The sequence below is a fragment of the Microthrixaceae bacterium genome (assembly GCA_023957975.1).
Lineage (GTDB): Bacteria > Actinomycetota > Acidimicrobiia > Acidimicrobiales > Microtrichaceae > JAMLGM01.
Window position 1 is genome coordinate 470,974 of the sequence record JAMLGM010000001.1, and the last position, 21,828, is coordinate 492,801.

Genomic DNA, 21,828 nt, shown 5'->3' on the forward strand with positions numbered 1-21,828 from the left:
TTCGGTGATCGCTTCGGGATCACCGATCGCTGCGATGCGGGTAGCCGAGGGATCGACGCTGGCGGGCGTCGCTCCACAAGGCTCCGACCCCGACCAACACGGCGCCTACGCCCAGTGCCATCCAGATGGTCAAGGCACGGTCCCAGTTCTCGTGTGGCCATACGGGGAACAGCGGGAGGTCGGTCTCGAAGGGGCGAGCGAGTGCAACCCCTGCGATCAAGGGGATGGCCGTTGCGGCCAAGACCGTGCCTGGCTCGCTGCGGCCGCTCGCCCGGGCGCCGGTGGCCAGCCCGAATCCGATTCCCGCAGCGACCGCGCCCTGCAGGATGAGGACCCAGAGGTGTTTGGGCAGGGACGCTCGAAACACCCAGTGAACTGTGGCCCACACCGCGACGAGGACCGTCGGGCCGATGGCTCGGGCCGCGGTTCGCCACCAGAGCGGACGGGGGCTGACGTCGACCACGAGGGCGCACCGCTCGTCCACGGCGACAGCGGCTGCTCCGACCACGACTCCCAGAACGGTGCCGTGCACCGGCCAGAGAGCATCGGGCCAGCGCGCCACGAGGGCGACGCCGCCGGCCACGAGGCAAACCGCGCCGGTCAGCAGGGGCCATCGGGTTGCTGCGCTGAGGTAGCGCAGTGCCCCACCGCGCAGCCCTGACACGATGCTCACCCGCCCGAGTCGGTTGGGTCCCCGGGCACGGGGCTGACGATCGTCTCCGGCGTCCCGGTGAACATCGCGAGCAGGACGGTGACCGCCGCCATCCCGACCAACACGAAGAGGGCCGACCGACTCCGGGCAGTTCGGGCCTCCGGGTCGGCGCGCACGGCGAGAACCGCACCGATCGCGCAGAGCGCGAGGAGGTAGACCAGCCACCATTGCGGTGAGCCGCTGAGCACGATCGAGCGCTGCGGGTCGCCCTCGGTGCCGAAGGGGCCACCCCAGTAGGTCCAGGGAAGTAGGACCCGGACACGGCGGAGCGGTTCGAACAGACCCTGGAACACGATCACGGTCAACACGAGACCGACTGTCGCGAGGACGGGTGCGGCGGCACGTTTTGTCCTCCGGGCCACGGCCACTCCGAGGACCGGCCCGCCCAGGCAACTCACCGCTCCCAGGGCCAGCCACACCGCAGCTACCCACCCGTCCGACATCATCTCCGCGTACCCGCCACGAGGAGTCGACACCGACTGCGCCCGCACCAGCGTCACCAGCACGAAGCCCAGGCCGGCCAGGGCTGGCACGAGGCAGGCGACCAGGTGCCCGACGGTTCGCGACACCTGACCGACCGGTGTCGGGCCAGCTGCCTCTGCGCAGCGGTCCGACGCCCACACCCGATGCGCGCTCACGCTGATGCCGACCATGCCGACCAAGGCGGCCGGGGCGATCATTGCCAGCTCATCGGTCGCCTTGTCGCCGTCGAGGTAGGGGAGGAGCGAGGCGTAGGTGAGCGCCAACCCGAGGAGGAACGCAGGCCGACCCAGGTAGCGTCGAATCTCGATCCGTGCCAGCTGTGCCCACGGCGACCGGACCGGCGCGATCGCGGAGGTCTGGGTGGCGGTCATGCCGCACCTTCCATCGCAGGCGGACCGACGAGGAGCAGGTAGGCGTCCTCGACCGTCGGCGGTGCGGCTTCGGCCCCTGGCGGCGGGGTGCCACCGACGGAGCGCACGCCGCCACCAGGGTCGCGCCAGGTCGCCACCGCGTCGGCGACCGGTCGGTCGCCGAGCCACACCCGATTGCGAGCAGTCGCGACGAACCCGGCGACGTCGCCATCATGGGCAACACGCCCGGCGACGAGCACGATGACGCGGTCGCACACGGCGGCGACGTCCTCGGTCTGGTGGGTTGCCAACAACACGGTTCCGTGGCGGGCTCGTTCAGAAAGCGTGGCCCGGAACCGGGCTCGTTGTTCGGGGTCGAGGCCGGTGGTGGGTTCGTCGAGGATCAACAGGTCCGGGTCGCCGATGAGCGCCTGGGCGAAGGCCAAACGGCGGCGCTGCCCGCCCGACAGCTTGCGCACCTTGATCGTGGGTCGGTCATCCAGCCCCACGACGCTGAGCACCCGCCGCACCTCGGCGTGGCGGGCACCGGTGTCGTCCCACTCCTTGAGTACGGCGATGTAGTCGAGGAATCCGAACGCGGTCATTCCGGCAGGGAACCGGACCTCCTGTGGCAAGAAGCCCAGCCGTCGGCGGATCTCGATCCGCTCGGCCAACGGTCCATCGCTGCGATGCCCGAACACGGTGATCTCACCAGCGTCGGGTCGACTCGCCGTGCTCAACAACCCGATCAGGGTTGTCTTGCCCGCACCGTTGGGGCCGAGCAGCGCCGTGATGCCAGGGGCAAGGTCGAAGCTGACGTCATCGAGGACCGTGGTTGGGCCGTAGCGGCGGGTCGCGTGCGAGACATGAATGGTGGTGGGCACGGGTCCTCCTTCAGGGTCCGCCGAACACGGGCCGGGTTGGGTCGTTCGAAAGCCGGTGGTGGATGACCAGCGCGGCAGCGGCCGCGATCGCCGCGGCAACGAGTTGTGTTGGAGCGGTAGCGATCGCCCACGGCGTGTCGCGCACCTGCCAGGTGACCACGACAGCGGTCCACCCCATCGCGACGGCTGCGGCGGGGCGCACCGGGTCGTGCCAGCTCGCCGCGGCGACGACGCACAACGTGCAACCCAACGCCGGGAGAAGCCAGCTCACCGCCGCCCATGGGTGCTGCAGGACCGCCACGCCGGCGGCGACTGAGATCGGCACGGCGGTGACCACCACGTACGCCGTGCGCCACAACAACAGGCGCGCCGGCGAGTACGGGGCTGCCCGCTCGAGCATGTCGATGCCATGCGGCACCAGCCGATAGATAGCTGCGACGCCAAGGGCGGGAAGTAGCGGAGCCACGACCAGAAACGCGGTGTGGGCCGAGTCGACGGGACCGAGAACCGCCGTCACCGCGGTGACTGCGAGCACCAGCGTGGTGGCGATCGTCCATTGGCGGCTCTGAGCGGCGACGACACGTGTCACCACCACGTCCGACATTGACAACCCGAGCCGGAGCAACGCCCGATCTGCGCGCCCGACCTTCGGAGTGGAGACTGCGGACTCGACCCGCGTCCACAAGCGGTCGAGGTCGAGAGCGGGTGAACGCTGGTCGCCGACCACGCGGGTGCCCAGGATGTCGCGGCACTCCTGGCACCTGGCCGCGTGCGCTTCGACCGACGCCCGCTGTACGGCATCGAGTCTGCGTTCGCCGTAGGCGGTCACGACGGCATCGTCCACGTGCCAGGCGCTCACCGGAGATCTCCCAGGTGCAAGGTCGTGCCGGCGAGTTCGGTGCGCAGGACACTCTTGGCCTTGCGCATCCGCCCCTTCACGGTTCCCTCCGGGACACCGAGCATCCGACCTGTCTCCTTCGCCGTCAGACCGTCGAAGACCATCGCTTGGACCACCTCCATCAGCTCGGGCGACAGCGACGCCAACACGACGCCCGCTTCGCCGAGGTCGATCGACTCCAGAACCCGTTCCTCCGTACTCGGCGCGGCAGCTCGCTCCCGGAACGGAGCAGGTCGGGCCTGACGTCCGGCCCGGCGCAGGTGGGTGACGAGCTGGCGCACACCGATTCCCCAGATCCACGCACCGACATCGCCGTCGGCGCGCCACCGCGCGGCACCGCGCCACACCGCCAAGAACGTGTCCTGAACAGCGTCTGCAATCAGGGCATCGTCCCAACAGCGGGCGCGAAGGCGGGCGACCAACCACGGAGCGTGTCGGTCATAGAGCACCCGGAGCGCAGCGGCATCACCACCAGCGACTGCAGCGACGAGGGCCACGTCGTCGCGCTGGTCTCCGGAACTCCCGGACACGCTCATCGTCGTCTCCCCGATTGGCTCATCGTTTCACTGTCGTTCGAACGCAGCGTTTCAGATCATGGCGTGTTCGCTGGGTGTTGTCGTGCCCGCTTCGAGGCTTTGATTAAGGCGTGATCGTGGGCCGCCTCGCCGATCTCCTGAGTGAACCGGTGATCCTCGCGGACGAGGTCGGGGGCGGGTTGAACCGGCTGCCAAGGCGCCGTGCCCCGTCACCGATCCGGGGACCAAACCCTTTGGCCTTGTTCCGGTAGGCGACAACAGAGAGCGAGGCAGCCGGCGCACGATCGGCCGCCCGAGGATCGAGCGACGCCGTGTCAGATGGTCACGCCCTCCGCCAACGCAAGCAGCAGGTCGACGACGTGCTGGTACTGCCCGGTTGGGATGGGATCGAGGGGCTTTTCGTAGCCGACGGCGCGGAGTTCGAGCAGGCGTTCCTCGGCGTGACGCCGTGGGGTCTTCGTCGCTTATATGTCATGTTGGACATCGAGTCCCCTCGACGGGTCTCCGGAAACTCATTTCAGATGGCCCGCGTGAGAGCGGCGAGTTGCGGGTCTGATGATCTGCAAATCCTCAAGTCGGCGATCAAAGATCCTCAAGCGATCGGCCTGCCGAGCGTTGGGGTCTGGCGAACCCTGGAGTGAACACAGTCAGCTCCGTTTGAGAATCAGGCGACCTGTAGTGGTGTGATTGCTGCGACGAGTTCGCCCAGCGTTCGGCGCTGCACGCGCAGCTCGTAGTGCGTTTGCAGGTTCATCCAGAATTCCTCGAAGGTCCCGAAGTATCGGGCGAGGCGGATCGCCGTGTCTACGGTGATACCGCGTTACCGTGCACGATTTCGTTGATTCGTCGCGGAGGAACGCCGATCGACACCGCCAGCTTGTGCTGGGTGATCCCGAAGCCTTCGATGAAATCCTCCAAGAGGATCTCGCCGGGGTGGATCGGCTCGATCGAATCGCGTTCAGTGGTAGTCGACGAGTTCGACATGTTCGGCACCTCCGTCTCTCCAAACAAAGCAAATGCGCCACTGCGCGTTCACGCGGATGCTGTGCTGGCCGCGACGATCCCCAACGAGCTGTTCCAAGCGATTCCCTGGAGGGATGCGCAGATCGTGGAGGTCCGCGGCCGCTGAACGGCTCCACATCTCCACGAGCGTTGTGACCACCGAGCGGGGCGTGTAGAACGCCCCGGCGTCCTTACCGGTTTCCTTGCCGGCGAACTGGCCTAGGAAGTATTCGTACACCCGGCCCAACACGTCGTCGCTGCCGTGGTCGTCGGACTCGCCGAACCCGATCGACCCGATGAGGTCGACGAGCTGTCCCAGGCGGCCCTTGTCGAGGCCTTCGCGTGCGTAGTTGCGGGGGAGCACGCCGCGGATTTTGGGGTTCTCCTTCTCGATGAGGTCCATGGCCCGGTCGATCGTCTCGCCGACTTCGCTCTGTTTGGTGGAGGCCTGGATGACCTCCCACCGGGCTTCGGCTGGAACTCAAAAGATGTTGTGGCTGGCGTACTCGTCGCGGTCGTCGACGAACTCGCCGTGACGGCTGGAACGCCCTCAGTGGCGAGTTCCCCGACGATGGCCGCGCGGCGTTCGTTGAATCGGTCCGAGATGTACTTGAGGAACACGAGCCCCAACACGACGTGTTTGTACTCGCTCGGTTCCTGGTTGCCGCGTAGGGCATCGGCGGCGTCCCAGAGCTTTTGTTCCAGCGTTCGGTTGTCGGCCTTCGCGCCGGACTTCTTCGCCACCGGTGCTCCCTGTCCTCGTCACGTGGCGGACCATGCTCCACCCCTCGACCCCGCTGAAGCCTACCGGTGTGGGTTTCGGTGTCGGCGGTCCCTCGTAGCGTCTCGCTGCGGACAGCGAACTCGGAGATGGCGTCGCAACCCGGAACGGGCGTTCACGGGGAAATCGGGCGAGGTTGTCCACATCGCACGCCCGGAGCCGCCTTGCTGGCCGGGAGCGCCCTACTGAAAGCCCCCTTTCATTCGGACCTCCCTAACTAAAGCAAAACACCGATTGCTTTAGTTAGGCTGAGTTCCGGAAGACGAGTCAGCGAAGGAGACGCATAAGGAACCAAGACCGATGTCGGCGAACTGCTCCGGTTCGAAGCCGGGCAGGTCCTTCCCGACGCAGCTGTCAGCGACGCTACTGACGTGAGCAACTACATCGTCGCCATGGAACACGGACTTGCTCGGGTACGTGAGGGGTTCCCCATCTCGATTCGGCTGTTCCGAGAGATGCACGCACGGCTGCTCGATGGAGCACGGGGTCAGCATCGAAGGCCCGGCGAGATTCGAAGGAGTCCGGTGTGGCTTGGCGGAAGCACCCTCGATGATGCCGTTTTCGTCCCGCCACCAGCGGAGCAGATGAACCGCGCGCTCAACGATCTCGAACGTTTCCTCCACGAGACCGAACTTCCACTCCTCGTCCAACTCGCCATCGCGCATTACCAGTGCGAGGTCATCCACCCGTTCCTCGATGGCAACGGGCGTATCGGCCGGCTCATGATCCCACTGATGCTCGTGCTGCGCGGCGCCTTGCCCCAACCGTTGCTCTACCTCTCCGCGTTTTTCGAGCAGCATCGCAGCGAGTACTACGACCACCTACTCTTCACCAGCCAGCAGGGCGACCTCATGGCATGGATCGCATTCTTCCTCCGCGGCGTCCGCCAACAGTCCCGTGATTCCGAGGAACGGACCGTACGCCTGGTGGAACTCCAGCACCAGTTCCGGAGCGAGTTGCTCGCCGAGGGTCGACCGAACTCGGTGGTTCGACTCGCCGAACAACTCTTCGCCACGCCGCTCGTTACCGCATCCGCTGTTGAACGCTCGATCGAGGTGACCAGACCGACCGCGCAGGCAGCCATCGATTTGCTCGTCGAGCGCGGTGACCTCGCCGAGATTACGGGTCGTTCCCGAGGGCGGATTTACGAAGCTCACGCCATCTACGAGGCGGTGTACGGCCCCGTTTCAGACGAGGTTTCGGCGGTCGATCCATAGGTGCTGAAATCGCTGCGGAGTTCTCTCACGCGGGAGATCTGTGAACTCGACGCTCAACGGGTGTCAGCGGTCCGTCGTAGCGTCTCGCCATGAACTCTGTTCCGCTGGCGCGGATCTTCGGGTTGGAGCCCTCTCAGAACATCGAGCACGTCGTGGCGTGCAACGCGAGGCCGCTATGCCCGAGGTTCCTCAGGTTCCACCGTCCATCTACATCGCGTCCCTTGCCGACTACAACGCCGGCCGTCTTCATGGTTGCTGGATTGACGCTCGAATGTCGGTAGAGGAGATGCAGCGGCTGGTTGCCGAGTTGCTCGACAGTTCGATCGGCCCAGCCGCCGAAGAATGGGCGATCCACGATTACGAAGGCTTCGGCGACGCGACGATCGACACGCACGATTCGCTGGAGGAGGTCCACGAACTGGCTGTTCGGCTTCAACGAGACGCCAGCGCGGCGAACCAAGCGAGCACGACCGATGGGTTCGACATGCCCGGACCCATTGGACAGGGGTCACGCGGAGCCACGCCGCCGGTTCTGGCCCGCTCGCGACGAAGGCCCAGGCGTTCCGGAAACCGGGACTTACCTGGACCTTCGCTAGAGAGCGGGTGACGAGAATCGAACTCGCGTATTCAGCTTGGGAAGCTGATGTTCTACCATTGAACTACACCCGCAAGTGCGTCGAGATCGTAGCAGGATGTGCGGCAGATTCGCCTCCCGCTAGCGTGCAGGCCGATGATTCTCTCCGACCGCACCATCCGTGAGGCCATCTCCTCGGGCCGCATCGTCATCGAGCCGTTCAACGACCGGATGATTCAGCCATCGTCGGTCGACCTCACCCTCGATCACCGATTTTTGGTGTTTCGCAATCACCAGCGGGGGATCATCGATGTCAAGGAGGATCTCAGCGATCTCACCGAGATGGTCACCATCGATCCGGATGGGGTGTTCATCTTGCACCCTGGTGAGTTCGTCCTCGGATCCACCGCCGAGCGCATGGCGTTGCCGAACGACCTCGTCGGCCGGATCGAGGGCAAGAGCAGCCTTGGCCGTCTCGGTCTGCTCATTCACACCACAGCGGGCTTCGTCGACGCGGGGTTCGATGGGGCGATCACGCTTGAGTTCGCGAACGTCGCGTCGATGCCGATCACGCTGTACCCGGGTATGAAGATCGGCCAGATCAGCTTCCTGCAGATGACCACCGAGGCCGACACGCCGTACGGCTCGGCATCGCTCGGTTCGAAGTACAGCGGTCAGATGGGTCCGACTGCGTCGCAGTACTGGAAGAACTTCGAGCGCGATTGACCGCCACAAGCCTGTTCTCCGATAACCAGTGGTCGTGATCACGACCACTGGTTATCGGGAAACAGGCCGGGCGGGAGAACAGGCTTGCGGCGGGGTCAGTTGAACTGAACGGCGGGCTGGTTGGCGTCATCGCCGACGCCGGCACCCAACCCGGGGCGTACCTCGTCGAGCTGCTTGACCCGCCACGCTCCGCGCTCCTCACCGGTGCGGCTGATCGCCGCGGCAAGTTCCTCAAGCAACGTCTCGCCCCGGTAGGGCCGTCGCACGATCGCATCGGCTCCGGATTGCCAGGCGAACGCGATGTGCGTGCCGGAATCCATGATGAGCACGACCCGCACCTGGTGGACCTTGGCCTCCGGTGCGTGTCGGATGGCATCGAGCAGCTTGAGCGCCGCACTCGTGCCACCGGCCGAGAACGATGCCACCACCGCGGTGATCGGCACCTGCTCGGTGGTCAGGGTCTGAAGCGCAACCTGGTCGTCGCCGACCGTTGCCACCTCGTAGCCGGAACGGCGCAGGAGCTTGGCAACAAGCCTGGCCGCATCCGGGTGATCGTCGACGACCAGCACCCGCGAGGGTGTGTCAGATCGCTTGGTCTTTTCAGTTTTCAGCCGTTTCAGCATGAGGGACACTCACCGCTTCTGCACGTTCAAGTGCATCGATCAGATGCATGGCAAGGTCTGCCACCTTTATCTGATCGTCATCAACGCCCTCGGCTTTAACTCCATCGTCGATCATTACGTAACAAAACGGGCAGGCGGTGGCGATTCGTGAGGCGCCGGTGGCCAAAAGCTCCTGGCTGCGCTCGACGTTGATCATCTTGCCGACGTTCTCTTCCATGAACATCCGCGCCCCGCCGGCGCCACAGCACATGCCCTTGGTGCCGTTGCGGTTGGCTTCGACGATCTCGATGCCCTTGAGCGAGCCCAACACGTTGCGGGGGGCGGTGTAGACGTCGTTGTGGCGCCCGAGATAGCAGCTGTCGTGGTAGACGATGCGTTCGTCGAGGCGGGCATCGGTCATGTCGAGCTGTCCCGTTTCGATGAGCTGCTCGAGGAACTGAGAGTGGTGGATGACCTCGTAGTTGCCGCCGAGTTGGGGGTACTCGTTGGCCAGCGTGTTGAAGCAGTGAGGGCACTGGGTGATGATCTTCTTCACCCCCATCGAGTCGAGGGTTTCGATGTTCTGCATGGCGAGCATCTGGAAGATGTACTCGTTGCCCGAGCGTCGAGCTGGGTCGCCCGTGCAGTTCTCGGCCGGTCCGAGGATGGAGAACGAGACGTCGGCGCGGCGCATGAGCTTCGCCATCGCCTGGGTGACCTTCTTGTTCTTGTCGTCGAACGAACCCGCGCAGCCGACCCAGTAGAGGTAGTCGCTCTCGAGCGGTTGGCCGCCGTCGAGGATGTCGATGCCCTCGAAGCCCTTGGCCCAGTCGCCGCGCTCGGTTTGGCTCATGCCCCACGGGTTCGCAGAGTTCTCCATGTTGCGGTACGCGCCGCCGAGCTCGGTCGGGAAGTTCGACTCCATCAGCGACAGGTAGCGGCGCATGTCGAGGATCTTGTCGAGAATCTCGATGTTGACCGGACAGATCTCGTCGCAGGCCTTGCAGCTCGTGCAGGCCCAGATCTCCTCGGCCGAGATGCGTTCGAACAGCGAGTTCGCCTCGACCTTGATCTCCGCCACGGTGCCGAGCGGGGGCGTGACGACCGGGTTACCGGTGGCGGCCATGACCTCACCGGTCTTCAACACGATCTCGCGGGGATCGAGGGGCTTGCCCGTCGCATGCGCGGGACACACCGAGGTGCAGCGGCCACACATCGTGCAGCTATCGGTGTCGAGGAGTTGCTTCCACGTGAAGTCCTCGACGACCGAGGCGCCGAAGTTCTCCAGTTCTGTCTCCATGAGGTTCGGCATGGCCTTCATGGCGCCCTTGGGACGGTCGCGCTCGCTGAGATACATGTTGATCGGCGAGGTGAAGATGTGGCGCAGCATCGTCGAGGGCAACATGATGACGAAGGCGATGAAGCTGAAGATGTGCGCGGCCCAGAACCACTGATGGGCCCCGTGCGCCCACGACACGTCCTCGAAGAGCGTGGCGATCGGATAGCCGACGAAGGCCCACTTCTCGTAGTTGGGCATGCCCTGGGAGACGATGCGGAAGACCTCGGCGCCGAAACCGGTCACGCCGATGGCGAGCATCGTCGCGAGGATGAGCGCGTGCTCGGGCTTCGACTTGATCCGAATGCGGTAGGGGCGCTGCACGTAGCGGCGGATGATCGCCCAGATGACACCGACGGTGAAGGCGAGGCCCGCCAGATCGGCGACGAACGCGTACGCCTTGTAGGTGCCGCCGTGCAGGAACTTCAGCCCGACGGGCGCCTGCAGGTTGATCTCGCCGATCGTGGTAATGGCCAACAAGATGAGGAAGCCGAAATAGATCAGCGAGTGCATGATGCCGGCCGCGGGGTCGCGCAGCAGCGTCTGCATGTAGAGCCCGGCGCGTACCTTCTCGGCGCGCTTCTTGACGTTCTTGGTGGTCGTCTTGCGAGACTCGGGTGCGCCGCGCTCCCAGTTGCGCATCCGGTTCGAGAAACTGATGGCGCCGTACACGATCGAGATGATCGTGATGAGGTAGAAGCCGATGACGAACGCCTTGGGGACGTTGAAGAAGAACTCGCGGGTCTGGCTCTTCTCCTCGAGGTATTGGTGTTGCCACTCCTCGGCCCACAGCTTTTCGGCCGCGAAGCTCAACGCGGTGATCGCAGCGAGGCCGAAGCCGATGATGAGCGCGATGTGGCGGGGCCGGAAGCGCTTCTCGGCTGCGGTGTCGGTGGTTCCAGACGCAGTCATACCGGCCAAGGTACTCGGTGGAACCTCAGTAACCGAAAACGATCGGCCTCGACAATGTGATAGGGCCGCCTAACCGCGGCTCCGTGATCCGGGGGGCCGGCGACGGGCGCGGGTCAGCCCCCCGGCGGGTGTTCGAGATCTCTGATGATGCCGGCGAGCGTCGCCATGATCTTGCGAGCAATGCCCGGCTGTTCGTCGAGCAGGCCCATGAACGCAGGTCGATGGATCACCAGCAGACGCATCGGGGTGGCTGCATCGACGTTGGCCGTTCGGGTGCCGCCGTCGAGGAGCGCGAGCTCGCCGAAGTGGTCACCGACCGAGAGTTCGGCGATGGCTCGGTTGTCGAGCACCACCGTGGCGGTTCCCTCCAGGATCACGAACGCCTCCCGGGCCGAATCGCCCTGTTCGACGATGCGGTGACCCTCGGCGATGTCGACCTCGTCGCTGAGGCGGGCGACCTGTTCGAGTTCCTTGTCGGAACACCCGTGGAAAAGTCGGATGTTCCGAAGCGGTTCGAGGTAATCGAAACGTGACACGCCCGTCAGCTTAGCTCATGGGTCTCGGCGAGCTATCTAAAATGCAGATAGTTTCCATCTCTTGGGTTGACAGGATCGTGGGGCGTGGGCATACTGAGTTCCAGGTCAGCGCAGCGATTCGAAAAGCCGAAAAGGGGGTTGGGTTGAAGCGCTGATGATCGGAAACTGCCACGTTCGTCGACACCTCCCGCGAACCTTCGGATGATTGATCTGTTGAGACCCACGACGTCTCCGGAACACTCACCGGGTTCGCTCGCAAGCCGGGCCGACGGACGTGGCAGTTTCTATCTCTGCGTTCGAACTCAGCGAGCGGTGACTTCGTAGACGTCCACGTGCGTTCCGGACGCGAGCGGTCGAAGCGTCACGAGATCGCCGAGTTCGTCGAGGGTCACTAGGTGACCGTAGGTCGGGTCGAGGGAGATCCATACCAGGCAGTAGCGGGTTCCGGCCTCGGTTCCGGCGATCAGTTGATCGAGGTCGTCGACGACGTCGTTCGACTCGAGGCCCGTATGTCGCCACGACCATCTGGCGTCGACCCCGGAGCCGTACAGAGCATTGGGGAGGTTCGACACCGTCGGACAGTCAGCGGGAATCGCGTCGAGTGCCGGCGACTCGCGAACCACCTCGAACTCGTCGCGCTCGTAGTTGCCGGGGAACAGCGCCGGGTCGGTCGTGAAGAAGCCGACCATGCCGATGCCGACGACGACATTGAGCACCGCCCAAGCAACAACGCAGTACCGCGCCGCGCGGCTCCACAGGGAGTTCTCGGGCGTGTCCGGCAACGCCAGCAAGCGATCGGCGACGACCAGGGCGCAGATGACGAGTGGGAGATAGATCGGATTCAGTAGACGAAAGTCGAGTTGATTGAGCCCGGTCGTCGTGCGCGCATAGAGCATGTACGCGGCGTATACGGCAACGTGGAGGGCGACCAGTCCCACCGGAGAGGCGACGACATCGAGGAGGCCGCGTGCTGAACGAAAGCGCGTGTCGGCGCGAACCGCACGCCACAGCATCGCCACGACGACCGCAGATCCGGCCGCGCCAACGAGGATCCAGAGTCCGCGCCGCTCGCTTTCGATCGCTGGGGACAGGAAGTTCCCGATCGTCGCCGCGGTGTCATAGATGTTGTGGATGAGGCCTCGGGCGCTGGAGTACCGCTCGCCGAGCGTGGTGCCGTCGGCGTCGATGTTTCGGGCAACCCACGCAGCGGGCAACACCGCCGCGGCCACACCGAACCCGATGCCATGGACGACCCGCTTCGACAATGCTGCACGGCGATCAGCCAGGACCCAGAGGCCCACCGTGCCGATATGTACGACTCCGGCGTAGCGGGTCAGGAAACCGGCCCACACCAGGGCTGCAGCCGCGGCGAGCCACACGAATGACCCGGTGTCGCGATAGCGAAACATCACCAGGAACAGTCCCAGTGTGATCGCGGCGAACGCGAAGTCGGTCATGAGGAGATGACCGAAGATCATCGACGACGCGCCGACGGCGGTGACGGCCATGCCGGCGAAGCGAGGCAACTCGTGACGTGTGAGCCGGCTGAGGATTGCATGCATCAACAGCACCACGACCGCCGCGGTGATCATGTTCAACAGCACCGCAGCTTGAACGGTGTCGAGGGGCGTCACCTTTGCGACCGCCGCCATGAGCGCCGGCCATCCGGGAGGCCAGATGGTGAGCGGGCGCTCAAGGAAGTAGCCGAGGCCCTCGCCGGCGAGGAGCGAATCGGCGATCGCCTGATACCCGACCCCGTCGTCGCCGACGGCGATACCTCGGAGGTTGCCGATGAGTACGGCGATCGCACTCATTGCAGCCCACAGTGCTGGACGTCGCCACCACACCACGATCGAATCCTCTCCTCGGTGTCGCTGGGCTCGCGAGGCGCCGCGAGCCGTGCCGCGGTTGCGGCGCTGCTTGCCCGAACGGCCACGCGGAGCGGGGGCCATGTGTCGTGGGGGACAAGTGTACCGACCGGCACGGGTTCGTTCGTAGGATGGTCCTGTGAAGTGTGGGACCTGCGGATCCGAGAATTTCCATGACGCTCGGTTCTGCGCATTCTGCGGTGGACCGTTGCGGGTCCCGGCCGACGAACGTCGCGTCGTCACCGTCGTATTTGCCGACCTGGTCGGGTTCACGACCCTGTCGGAACACCTCGACCCGGAACGGCTGAAGGGCATCGTCGATCACGCGTTTGAACGCCTGGTGCAAGACATCCACGATTTCGGTGGTCGGGTCGACAAGATCATCGGCGACGCCGTCGTGGCGCTGTTCGGCGCTCCGGTTGCACACGAGGACGACGCCGAACGGGCGGTGCGCGCCGCACTTCGCATGCACGAGACGCTCGCTGCCTACTCCGCTGAGGTGGAGGTTGACATACGGATGCGCATCGGTGTGAACACCGGCGAGGTGCTGGTCGGCGCGCTGCGAGCCGGCGGTGACTACACCGCGATGGGTGACGTGGTGAACACCGCATCGCGACTCGAGACCTCGGCCAACCCGGGCGAGGTGCTGGTCGGCCCGGCGACCCACGCGGCGACACTTGCGGTGATCGGCTACGAGTCCCGCGGGTCGTTGATCATCCGTGGGCGTGAGGGTGCGGTCGACGTGTGGGCGGCGAAGGAGGCGCTCGTTCCTCCCGGGCACCGGTCGCGGCGACACATTCCGATCGTCGGCCGGGACGCGGAAGTGACGCTGTTGCGCAACCTCGGCGAGTTGTCCATGCGCAACCGGCGAGCCCAGTCGTTGGTGATCATCGGGGAGGCAGGCGTCGGAAAGACCCGCCTTGTCGAAGAATTGGCGCCGATCATGTTGGGAATCGAGCCGACGACGGTGATGTTCAGCGGTCGCTGCGTTCCCTACGGTGAGTCGAACCCGTGGTGGCCGATCGCGGAGGTTCTGCGCGACGCGTGCTCGGTCGAATTGTCCGATTCGGTCGACGTCGCCCGTTCCAAGTGCACCGCCGCGGTCCGAGAGGTGATGGAGCCCGATGCGGTCGCAGACGTGACGGCGCGCCTGTTGCTTCTGCTGGGATACGACGACCCGTCTCGCTCGCGCGACCCCGATCGACTGGCGGAGTCGACCCGGCAACGCCGCGATCCCGCATCGGGATTTTTGGCCTTCCTCGAAGCGACGTTGCGTGTTCGACCGGTGCTCATGCGGTTGGCCGACCTTCACTGGGCCGAACAGGTGGTGATCGAGTTGGTCGACGAGATGATGGTGCGGATGGCTCGTCGCCCACTCGTGTTCGTCGCGACCGGACGACGGGCGCTGACCGAGCGTTGGTCGCCGGCGACGGGACGTCACAACACACTGGTTCTCAATCTGGGTGCCCTGCCGAGGCAGGCCTCCGAACAGTTGCTCGACTCGATACTGGGTGCCGGCTCGCCCCAGGCCGTGCGCGACATGCTGATCGACCGCAGCGGCGGGAATCCTCTCTATCTCGAGGAGTTGGCGACGCTCATCGGCGGACGAGAGCACGCTTCGGCCACACTCGATCTCGACGAACTCCCCGACACTTTGCGGGGGCTCATCGGGGCGAGAATCGACGACCTCACCGCTGATGAGCAGGGCGTGTTGGCCGACGCCTCGGTATGGGGGCCGGAAGGCCCGGTGGCCGCGCTCCGAGAACTCGGGCAAACGATTCGGGGTCGCGCCGACGTCGACCCGTTGATCGCCACCCTGTCGTTGAAGGACATCCTGGTCGCCGAGTCGGGTGTGTGGAGGTTCCGCAGCGATCTCCTGCGTGAGGTCGCGTACTCGCGGCTGACAAAGAGCGAACGTATGCGTCGACATCGCGGCATTGCCGAGTACATCGGCGAGCGTCGCCCCGGGGTCCCCGACACCGCTGCGGTCGACCTGTTGGCCCGCCACTACGGTGAGGCGGCGCGCCTCACCCTCGAACTCGACCCGACTGCGCCGGATCGCGAACTCATCGCGGCGGCGATCCAGTGGATCGGCGAGGCGGCTCGGCGAGCGGCCGACGGTGACTCCTGGGTTGCGGCGGCGACGCTGAACGAGCAGGGGATCGAACTGGCGGCGGCGGTCGATCGCGCTGCCGACCTACTGAGGTTCACGACGGGGCGAGGCACCGCTCGGTGCGAATTGTGGGACAACGATGGCGCGCAACACGACGCCGCCGCGGCACTCGATCTGGCCGACCGTCTCGGAGATGAGGCCGGACGGGCCGCTGCGGAGTTGCTTCGCGGAGCGGTCGATGCGCGCAGCAACCGCGTCGAGGAGGCACACGTTTGGTTCGACCGGGCCATCGAACGGTTCCGTGACATCGGTGACGAGCGCGGACGGGCCGTCGCCCTTCGCCGAAAAGGGATGGCCTTGCTCGTTGTCGGTAACGCCCGCGAGGCTGAAGGGCCGCTCAACGAGTCGCTGGTTGCGTTTCGCCAGCTTGGCGATCGTCGGGGGCAGGCATGGGCGCTGCAGAATCTGGCGTGGATCGGATTCATCACCGGTCGAACGGCGGTGGCAGAAGACCGGCTCGCCGACGCCTATCAGGTGTTTGCTGAACTTGGAGACCCGACGGGGACCGCATGGTGCGACGGATTGTTGGCGTACGTTCGCTATTACCAGGGGCGCTTTGCCGAGGCGAACACGCTCGCTCGCGACTCGTTCGACGCGGCGAAACGGCGGGGAGATCGCTGGGGTCAGGCGATGTCGCTCGTCGTCGTCGGCGCGACCGATCTGTGGGAAGGCCAGTCCGCTGCGTCGGCCAAGCGCACCGCCGACGCGTTGAAACTGTTCGAACAGATGCACGACATGTCGTGGGTCCGTCAGACCACGGCGCTGCACGCCCGGGCACTCGCTGCGAGCGGTCGGGTGACCGAAAGCCTTGCTGCCCTCGAGCGCCTCGATAGCGGGAGCGAGCATTCGGGGTGGATCGGTCAGCCGCTGATGGTCACCGCCGGTGTGCTCGCAACACTGGTGCATCTCGGCGGAGGCTCGACAGATGGCGACCGACTCTTCGACGACATCCTTTCGGCTGTTGAAGGTGCCGAGAACCCAGCGCCGGTCGAGTTGTACAACGCCGCGATCCTTGCCTCGTTGCAGCGAGGATCGTTGGACAGAGCGATCGAGTTTGCGGCGCTGTGTGAACGCGAGCTAGGCGAATCAGGTCAGGCGCCGAGCGTCGTTCGTAACGGATATGCACTGAGTGCGCCGGCGTTGCTGGCGGCAGTCCGTGGCGAACACGACGCCGTTGCGGCGCTGTTGGCTTCGGACGAACCGGTGACCTATACCGATCGCGCCTTGTTGCATGTGGCGGTGGCGCTGGGTCGCGGCGAGGGTTGGCTCGGCAATCTCGCGTTCGCTGAGTCGGTTGTGCGCGCTACCGACGACGTCGTGTCTCAGGCGACCGTCGCGTTGGCGAAGGCCACGATCGGCCGTGCGGTCGGCCATCTCGATGCGCCTCGTTGGGAGGCGTTGGCCGCCGAGCACTGGGACGCCATCGGGATCGAGCCGTCGGGTTGGACGCGGGTGTTTCTCACAGCGGTCGCGACAATGCCCGCCGCCCCCATGTCGTAATGACACGAAGACGACGGGCATCGGGTGAATCGCTGGTGAGGTGCGAACCTCAGCCCTGGGGCTGGGCGACGTAGCGAAGATAGGGCTTCTCCGCGCGCCAGCCTTCGGGGAACTTCTCCTTGGCGTCGTCATCGCTGACCGTGGAGCCAATGATGACCTCGTCGCCTTGTTTCCAGTCCGCCGGGGTGGCGACCGAGTGCTTCGACGTGAGTTGCAGGGAGTCGATCACCCGCAGGATCTCGTCGAAGTTGCGCCCAGTTGATGCGGGGTAGGTGAGAATGAGCTTCACCTTGTTGTCGCCACCGATGATGTAGACCGACCGGACGGTCAAGGTGTTGTCGGCGTTGGGGTGGATCATGTCGTACAGGTCGGACACCTTGCGGTCGGTGTCGGCGATGATCGGGTAATTCGGACGGGTGCCCTGGGTTTCCTCGATGTCGTCGGCCCAACCGTGGTGGTTGGTGAGCTCGTCGACCGAGAGCCCGATCGCCTTCACGTTGCGCTTGTCGAATTCCGGCTTGAGCCGGGCGACGGTGCCGAGTTCGGTGGTGCAAACCGGTGTGAAGTCCTTCGGGTGGGAGAACAAGATGGCCCAGCTGTCACCCTTCCACTCGCGGAAGTTGATGGTGCCTTCTGTGGTTTCGGCGGTGAAATCCGGGGCCTCGTCGCCAAGTCGAACGGTCATGTAATGCCTCACTTGTTGCTTCGTTTGTGTGGGGATCGGATGATTCCCAATTCCCGACCAAACTAGTCGGGTTTAGCTGGACCGGTCAAAAGATCGACAGGGCAAGGCGGTGTGACGGATGCCGCTGCAAACAATTGCAAGCATTTGCTTGCAGTCGAAGCGGTTGCTTGCTACAGTTAGCACTATCAAGCCTTGAGTCGCACTCCCCCCAGCGGCTCCCTCGGCCGAAAGGAAACATCATGGCTACTCCAGTCCTTGAGAAGATCACCACCGTCCAGACCCAGGTCGTCGACACGATCGCTCTGGTGAAGGAACCCATCACCACCGGCGTGACCACCGTCGTCGACTTCGTCATCGGCAAGGTCCCGAACATTCCGGCCGTGCCCTACGCCGACCAGATTCCGACGCCGAAGGAAGTCATCGACAACCAGTACAAGTTCGCCAAGTCGGTCATCGACGTGAACAAGGACATCGCCCTCTCGCTGGCCAAGGCTGCGGCGCCGATCACCGACAAGGTGCTCGATCGTCACACCCCGGCCGCTCGCAAGGGCACGACCGCTACCGCCGCCAAGAAGTCGGCGTAGGTCCAAAGTCACCGTTCCCTACGGGTGAACGGGCCCGGAGCCACATCCCCCCTGATGGCTCCGGGACGACGCTGACACCCCCCTGTCGGCGCTTGCAATCGCCGCGGCCCCACGAATCCTCCCCCCTTTTCGTGCCGGGACCCCACGGCGACATGCGAAAGTGCGAAGGCCCCGTCCCCCCACGGGGCCTTCGCCGCGTTTTCGAACTCGTCCGGTGCGAACTCGTCCGGTTCGGCCAGCGGTATCAGGCCGGCCTGCCGCCGAACGGCTCCAGCGGGTTGGACAAGGCGGGAACGGGCAAGGTCGGGCCGGGTGCCGTCGTTGAGGTGGTGCTCTGTCGGCGCCACGCAGTGTCGTAACCGACAATCACGTCCTCATAGGTTGCGAGCGCGCCGTCGGGTAGGTGGCCGATGTACCACCCGGGGACACCTTCGAAGTTCGCGGCCTTCGGCAGAATGACGGTCTCGGTCGATGTCGAATCGTTCCAGTCGGGTTCCGGGCGCGACGCACGCCAGGCCTTGAAACGCAACTCGTTGCCCTCGACCGCCGCACACAGCCGTCGGGGGGTATCGACGGAGTCGACGGGGCCGAATCGGCGACGGAGATCCACCGAGGTCAGCAGCGTCGCGGGCACCGCGCCGCGGCGAGCGGTGTCCCAGAGGTGAACGTTGTAGACCCACGTCGCCCCGAACATGATGTTCTTGGTCACGGTGATGGCTCGTACCCGAGCGTCATCGGTGCGGATGCGCAACGCCACCCCTTCCTGGGTGCCACCACCCTCGTGGCGAACGGTGGCGCACGACCACTGGGAGGAACCGGCCATGGCGTTGTTCCACGCGAACACGCTTCGGGCGTTCGACCCCGTCGATCTTGCGTCGGTGGCCTCCACGAGAATCGAACGCTCGTCGACAGCGCGCAGGGTGGTGATCTCACGGTTCGGGCGGGTGATCTCGAACAAGTCGGTCGCTCGATCGGGTTCCGGGAAGCTGGATGCTTCCGACACCTCGCTGCAGCTCACCGCCAGCGTCGACAGGCCCACGAACACCAGGATCGACAACCCGCGCGCGGTGGCCCCCGTGATACCGGATCGCGTCGTGCTCAAACGCCGGAACATGGTCACGTCACCGCCTTGGGAGCCGCCTGTATGGACCGATGAGTTTACGGGGTCGGGCGACAGTCGGCATCGGCAATGTGTGAAAAGCGCCATAACGACGCCAAATCGGATGCTAACTGGAGTGAGCGAAGCTATGGTGAGTGGCGTTGCGAAGCGGACCATCCCCCCGGTTCGCTCGCCCTCTCGGCGCAACTGTCGAGAGTACTGGCCTACGGGCCATCGAACGTTCTCGACCATCTCCCCCCCCTCCGATCGTCGAGAACGAGCGAAAGCGATAGCTGACGCAACGACGAAGGCCCATCCCCCCGGGCCTTCGTCGTGTTTTCGGCCAGGCGCTCAGATGGGGAAGCCGAGCTCGGCGATCTCGATCGACTCGATCGAGTGATCATCCGCCTTGGTCACGATGATCGTGGCCTCTGATCGAGCGGGGGCGATGTGCTTACGAAGATTGACACCGTTGATCTCGTCCCACACGAGCTCGGCAGTCGCTACGGCATCTGAATCGCTCATGTCCACGAACATCGAATAGAAGCTGTCCGGGTTGGATGCCGCCTGGACGCGGAACTTCATGAACCGGTCGACGAACCATGTGGCGACGACTGAAGTGTCGGCGTCGACGTAGATGCGTTCGTCAAGGCACTCCGCGACTCGACGGTCTCCGGCGACCGCACTCGACCCAAACAGGTTCAGCCCTTCGACGATGACGATGTCGGGGTTCTCGATGCGTCCGCGTTCCGCCGACAGGTCGTAGCGAATGTGGTCATACAGCGGAAAGGTCGCTTCGGCGCCGGACCGGATCGTCTCGAGAAAGTCGATGAGCCCCGCGGTGTCGTAGGTGTCGGGGAAGCCCTTGTGAAAGGCCCGTCCGAGCGGTTCGAGCGTCGCGTTGGGGAGGAGGAATCCGTCGGTCGACACGACCTCGACGGTGAGGCGGTATCGAGCTTGAAGTGCGGCTGCGAGCTCGGCGGCCATCGACGATTTCCCGACGGCGACCGAACCTGTCACGCCGACGAGATCGGGGCGGCGGCCGCGTGCCTCGGACCGAGCGGCGACCAGGTCGATGAGCTCCACAACAGGTTCGGTCATCGGCCCGCCCTAATGGTCAGGTGATCTTCGACCACCGCTGAGCGATGTCGTGGGCGATGGCGAGGCTTGCCGTCGCCGCCGGGCTCGGAGCGTTCACAACGTGGACCGACCGAGGGCCATCGGCGAACTCGAAATCGTCGACAAGGGTTCCATCAGGTCGGATGGCCTGGGCGCGGATTCCGGCCTTGCTCTTGATCAGGTCGGCCGCGGTCACCTCGGGAACGAGACCCTGCAGCGCGTGGACGAACGCGGACTTGCTCAACGAGCGGTACATCTCGCCCATGCCGGTCTTCCAGTACTTTTTTGCCAGCACCCAACTGCCTTTATCGAACGCCATCTCCTTGATGTCGTCGAAATCTGCGACGCCCCACGTGTAGCCCTCGCGTGCCAGCGCGATCACGGCGTTGGGGCCCGCATGAATCTCGCCGTCGATCATGCGGGTGAAATGTACTCCGAGGAAGGGAAAGCGTGGGTCGGGAACCGGATAGATGAGGTGTCGGACGAGACTGCGCGACTGCGGGGTGAGTTCGTAGTACTCGCCGCGGAACGGCATGATCCGGGCTCGGGTATCGCGTCCGGCGAGCTGGGCGACCTTGTCGGATTGCAGGCCCGAACAGTTGATCATCGTCCGAGCGGTGACGACGCGGCTGTCGGTGCGCACCGTCACCTGGTCGGCGGACTCGGTGATGGCGGTCGCAGGGGTGTCGAAGAGCACCTCGCCTCCGGCGGCCCGGATCTCCTCGACCAGCGCGTTACACATCGCCTTGTAGTCGGTGATGCCAGCTTCGGGCACCAGCAGCGCCGAGAGCCCTTCGCAGTGAGGTTCGCGTTCGCGAAGCTGGGCGCGGGTCATCGTCGAGATGTTCAGGCCGTGTTCCAGGCCCCGCTGGTGGAGCGCGTCGAGCTTGTCGAGTTGGTCGGTCGCGGTGGCCACGATCACTTTGCCGCACACGTCGACCGGAATGGAGTGCTCGTCAAGGAATGCGAACAGCAACTCGCGGCCGCTCTTGACCATGGCGGCCTTGTTCGAACCCGGCGGGTAGTAGATGCCCGAGTGGATCACGCCCGAGTTTCGGCCGGTCTGATGCGCGGCAGCCTTGGATTCCTTTTCGATGACCGTGACCCGCGTGTCCGGGCGAAGCTGTTGAACGGCGCGGGCGGAGGCCAGGCCGACGATGCCGGCGCCGATGACGACGAGGTCGAGGTCCGTGGACGTGGCGGTCATGGTGGGGAATACTCCGGATGGGAAGGCGGGGAACTGAGCGGCTT

The 21,828-nt window shown here is 65.0% G+C and carries 20 protein-coding genes, 1 tRNA gene and 2 pseudogenes; 5 read left to right on the plus strand and 18 right to left on the minus strand.

Annotated elements, in window-relative coordinates; translation table 11 throughout:
* Positions 1-19: 19 nt before the first annotated feature.
* Genes M9952_02325 through M9952_02345 form a run of 5 tightly spaced genes read right to left on the minus strand, consistent with a single transcriptional unit; the run spans position 20 to position 3,863 of the window.
* Complete coding sequence (locus tag M9952_02325; GenBank protein ID MCO5311758.1) at positions 20-673, minus strand: hypothetical protein; 654 nt, start codon at positions 671-673, stop codon at positions 20-22.
* Positions 670-1,566, minus strand: coding sequence for a hypothetical protein (locus M9952_02330; protein ID MCO5311759.1), 897 nt, complete (start codon positions 1,564-1,566; stop codon positions 670-672). The genes M9952_02325 and M9952_02330 overlap by 4 nt, the downstream gene beginning before the upstream one ends.
* On the minus strand, positions 1,563-2,429 hold the full coding sequence (locus M9952_02335) for an ATP-binding cassette domain-containing protein (GenBank protein MCO5311760.1): 867 nt from the start codon (positions 2,427-2,429) through the stop codon (positions 1,563-1,565). The genes M9952_02330 and M9952_02335 overlap by 4 nt, the downstream gene beginning before the upstream one ends.
* Before the next feature lie 10 nt (positions 2,430-2,439).
* Positions 2,440-3,288, minus strand: a complete 849-nt coding sequence (locus M9952_02340; protein MCO5311761.1) for a hypothetical protein — start codon at positions 3,286-3,288, stop codon at positions 2,440-2,442.
* The gene (locus M9952_02345; protein ID MCO5311762.1) at positions 3,285-3,863 is read right to left on the minus strand and encodes an RNA polymerase sigma factor; all 579 of its coding nucleotides are present in this window, start codon (positions 3,861-3,863) and stop codon (positions 3,285-3,287) included. Before M9952_02345 ends, M9952_02340 begins: the two co-directional genes overlap by 4 nt.
* A gap of 311 nt (positions 3,864-4,174) precedes the next feature.
* Here M9952_02345 and M9952_02350 point away from each other — a divergent pair, with 311 nt between their 5' ends.
* Positions 4,175-4,504, plus strand: coding sequence for a hypothetical protein (locus tag M9952_02350; protein MCO5311763.1), 330 nt, complete (start codon positions 4,175-4,177; stop codon positions 4,502-4,504).
* Positions 4,505-4,667: 163 nt separating this feature from the next.
* Here M9952_02350 and M9952_02355 read toward each other — a convergent pair whose 3' ends face one another.
* The 3 genes and pseudogenes from M9952_02355 to M9952_02365 all read right to left on the minus strand — a co-directional run bounded on the left by M9952_02355 (position 4,668) and on the right by M9952_02365 (position 5,268).
* Positions 4,668-4,847, minus strand: coding sequence for a HigA family addiction module antitoxin (locus tag M9952_02355; protein ID MCO5311764.1), 180 nt, complete (start codon positions 4,845-4,847; stop codon positions 4,668-4,670).
* Positions 4,822-4,989: pseudogene (locus M9952_02360) on the minus strand (type II toxin-antitoxin system RelE/ParE family toxin). Before M9952_02360 ends, M9952_02355 begins: the two are co-directional and overlap by 26 nt.
* 60 nt (positions 4,990-5,049) lie before the next feature.
* Positions 5,050-5,268 (minus strand): annotated as a pseudogene (locus M9952_02365) (hypothetical protein).
* A 749-nt stretch (positions 5,269-6,017) separates the two neighbouring features.
* Here M9952_02365 and M9952_02370 point away from each other — a divergent pair.
* Positions 6,018-6,863 carry a Fic family protein gene (locus M9952_02370; GenBank protein ID MCO5311765.1) on the plus strand — a complete coding sequence of 282 codons (846 nt, stop codon included), beginning with the start codon at positions 6,018-6,020 and terminating at the stop codon, positions 6,861-6,863.
* A 133-nt stretch (positions 6,864-6,996) separates the two neighbouring features.
* On the opposite strand, the gene M9952_02375 is transcribed toward M9952_02370, so the two are convergent.
* Positions 6,997-7,299, minus strand: coding sequence for a hypothetical protein (locus M9952_02375; GenBank protein MCO5311766.1), 303 nt, complete (start codon positions 7,297-7,299; stop codon positions 6,997-6,999).
* 162 nt (positions 7,300-7,461) lie between these two features.
* A tRNA-Gly gene (locus tag M9952_02380) sits at positions 7,462-7,532 on the minus strand.
* Positions 7,533-7,593: 61 nt separating this feature from the next.
* Here M9952_02380 and dcd point away from each other — a divergent pair.
* Positions 7,594-8,163: a dCTP deaminase gene (dcd, locus tag M9952_02385; protein MCO5311767.1), complete on the plus strand. Its 570-nt coding sequence runs from the start codon at positions 7,594-7,596 to the stop codon at positions 8,161-8,163.
* Between the two features lie 95 nt (positions 8,164-8,258).
* On the opposite strand, the gene M9952_02390 is transcribed toward dcd, so the two are convergent.
* From M9952_02390 to M9952_02405, 4 genes are all read right to left on the minus strand, one after another.
* Positions 8,259-8,732, minus strand: a complete 474-nt coding sequence (locus tag M9952_02390; protein MCO5311768.1) for a hypothetical protein — start codon at positions 8,730-8,732, stop codon at positions 8,259-8,261.
* A 31-nt stretch (positions 8,733-8,763) separates the two neighbouring features.
* Positions 8,764-11,013: a heterodisulfide reductase-related iron-sulfur binding cluster gene (locus tag M9952_02395; protein MCO5311769.1), complete on the minus strand. Its 2,250-nt coding sequence runs from the start codon at positions 11,011-11,013 to the stop codon at positions 8,764-8,766.
* A 113-nt stretch (positions 11,014-11,126) separates the two neighbouring features.
* A complete protein-coding gene (locus tag M9952_02400) occupies positions 11,127-11,549 on the minus strand; it encodes a cyclic nucleotide-binding domain-containing protein (GenBank protein ID MCO5311770.1) in 423 nt (140 codons plus the stop codon).
* A 302-nt stretch (positions 11,550-11,851) separates the two neighbouring features.
* Positions 11,852-13,363: a glycosyltransferase family 39 protein gene (locus M9952_02405; GenBank protein MCO5311771.1), complete on the minus strand. Its 1,512-nt coding sequence runs from the start codon at positions 13,361-13,363 to the stop codon at positions 11,852-11,854.
* A 193-nt stretch (positions 13,364-13,556) separates the two neighbouring features.
* On the opposite strand from M9952_02405, the gene M9952_02410 reads away from it, so the two are divergent.
* Positions 13,557-17,090 (plus strand): AAA family ATPase, encoded by a 3,534-nt coding sequence (locus M9952_02410; GenBank protein ID MCO5311772.1) that lies wholly within the window; start codon positions 13,557-13,559, stop codon positions 17,088-17,090.
* 49 nt (positions 17,091-17,139) lie between these two features.
* Here the strand turns inward: M9952_02410 and M9952_02415 are convergent, their stop codons facing one another.
* Complete coding sequence (locus tag M9952_02415; protein MCO5311773.1) at positions 17,140-17,775, minus strand: peroxiredoxin; 636 nt, start codon at positions 17,773-17,775, stop codon at positions 17,140-17,142.
* A gap of 239 nt (positions 17,776-18,014) precedes the next feature.
* Between M9952_02415 and M9952_02420 the strand changes: the two genes are divergently transcribed.
* The gene (locus M9952_02420) at positions 18,015-18,359 is read left to right on the plus strand and encodes a hypothetical protein (GenBank protein MCO5311774.1); all 345 of its coding nucleotides are present in this window, start codon (positions 18,015-18,017) and stop codon (positions 18,357-18,359) included.
* Between the two features lie 244 nt (positions 18,360-18,603).
* Here the strand turns inward: M9952_02420 and M9952_02425 are convergent, their stop codons facing one another.
* The 3 genes from M9952_02425 to lhgO form a co-directional block, all read right to left on the minus strand.
* The gene (locus M9952_02425; protein ID MCO5311775.1) at positions 18,604-19,479 is read right to left on the minus strand and encodes a hypothetical protein; all 876 of its coding nucleotides are present in this window, start codon (positions 19,477-19,479) and stop codon (positions 18,604-18,606) included.
* Positions 19,480-19,809: 330 nt separating this feature from the next.
* Positions 19,810-20,559, minus strand: a complete 750-nt coding sequence (locus tag M9952_02430) for a type I pantothenate kinase (protein MCO5311776.1) — start codon at positions 20,557-20,559, stop codon at positions 19,810-19,812.
* 16 nt (positions 20,560-20,575) lie between these two features.
* Positions 20,576-21,784 (minus strand): L-2-hydroxyglutarate oxidase, encoded by a 1,209-nt coding sequence (gene lhgO, locus M9952_02435; GenBank protein ID MCO5311777.1) that lies wholly within the window; start codon positions 21,782-21,784, stop codon positions 20,576-20,578.
* Positions 21,785-21,828: the final 44 nt, after the last annotated feature.

Excerpts from the sequence above, each read along its gene's own strand:
- M9952_02330 (MCO5311759.1), bottom strand. The coding sequence starts at position 1,566 with ATGACCGCCACCCAGACCTCCGCGATCGCGCCGGTCCGGTCGCCGTGG.
- M9952_02345 (MCO5311762.1), bottom strand. The coding sequence starts at position 3,863 with ATGAGCGTGTCCGGGAGTTCCGGAGACCAGCGCGACGACGTGGCCCTC.
- M9952_02355 (MCO5311764.1), bottom strand. The coding sequence starts at position 4,847 with ATGTCGAACTCGTCGACTACCACTGAACGCGATTCGATCGAGCCGATC.
- dcd (MCO5311767.1), top strand. The coding sequence starts at position 7,594 with ATGATTCTCTCCGACCGCACCATCCGTGAGGCCATCTCCTCGGGCCGC.
- M9952_02395 (MCO5311769.1), bottom strand. The coding sequence starts at position 11,013 with ATGACTGCGTCTGGAACCACCGACACCGCAGCCGAGAAGCGCTTCCGG.
- M9952_02405 (MCO5311771.1), bottom strand. The coding sequence starts at position 13,363 with ATGAGTGCGATCGCCGTACTCATCGGCAACCTCCGAGGTATCGCCGTC.
- M9952_02415 (MCO5311773.1), bottom strand. The coding sequence starts at position 17,775 with ATGACCGTTCGACTTGGCGACGAGGCCCCGGATTTCACCGCCGAAACC.
- M9952_02420 (MCO5311774.1), top strand. The coding sequence starts at position 18,015 with ATGGCTACTCCAGTCCTTGAGAAGATCACCACCGTCCAGACCCAGGTC.
- M9952_02430 (MCO5311776.1), bottom strand. The coding sequence starts at position 20,559 with ATGACCGAACCTGTTGTGGAGCTCATCGACCTGGTCGCCGCTCGGTCC.
- lhgO (MCO5311777.1), bottom strand. The coding sequence starts at position 21,784 with ATGACCGCCACGTCCACGGACCTCGACCTCGTCGTCATCGGCGCCGGC.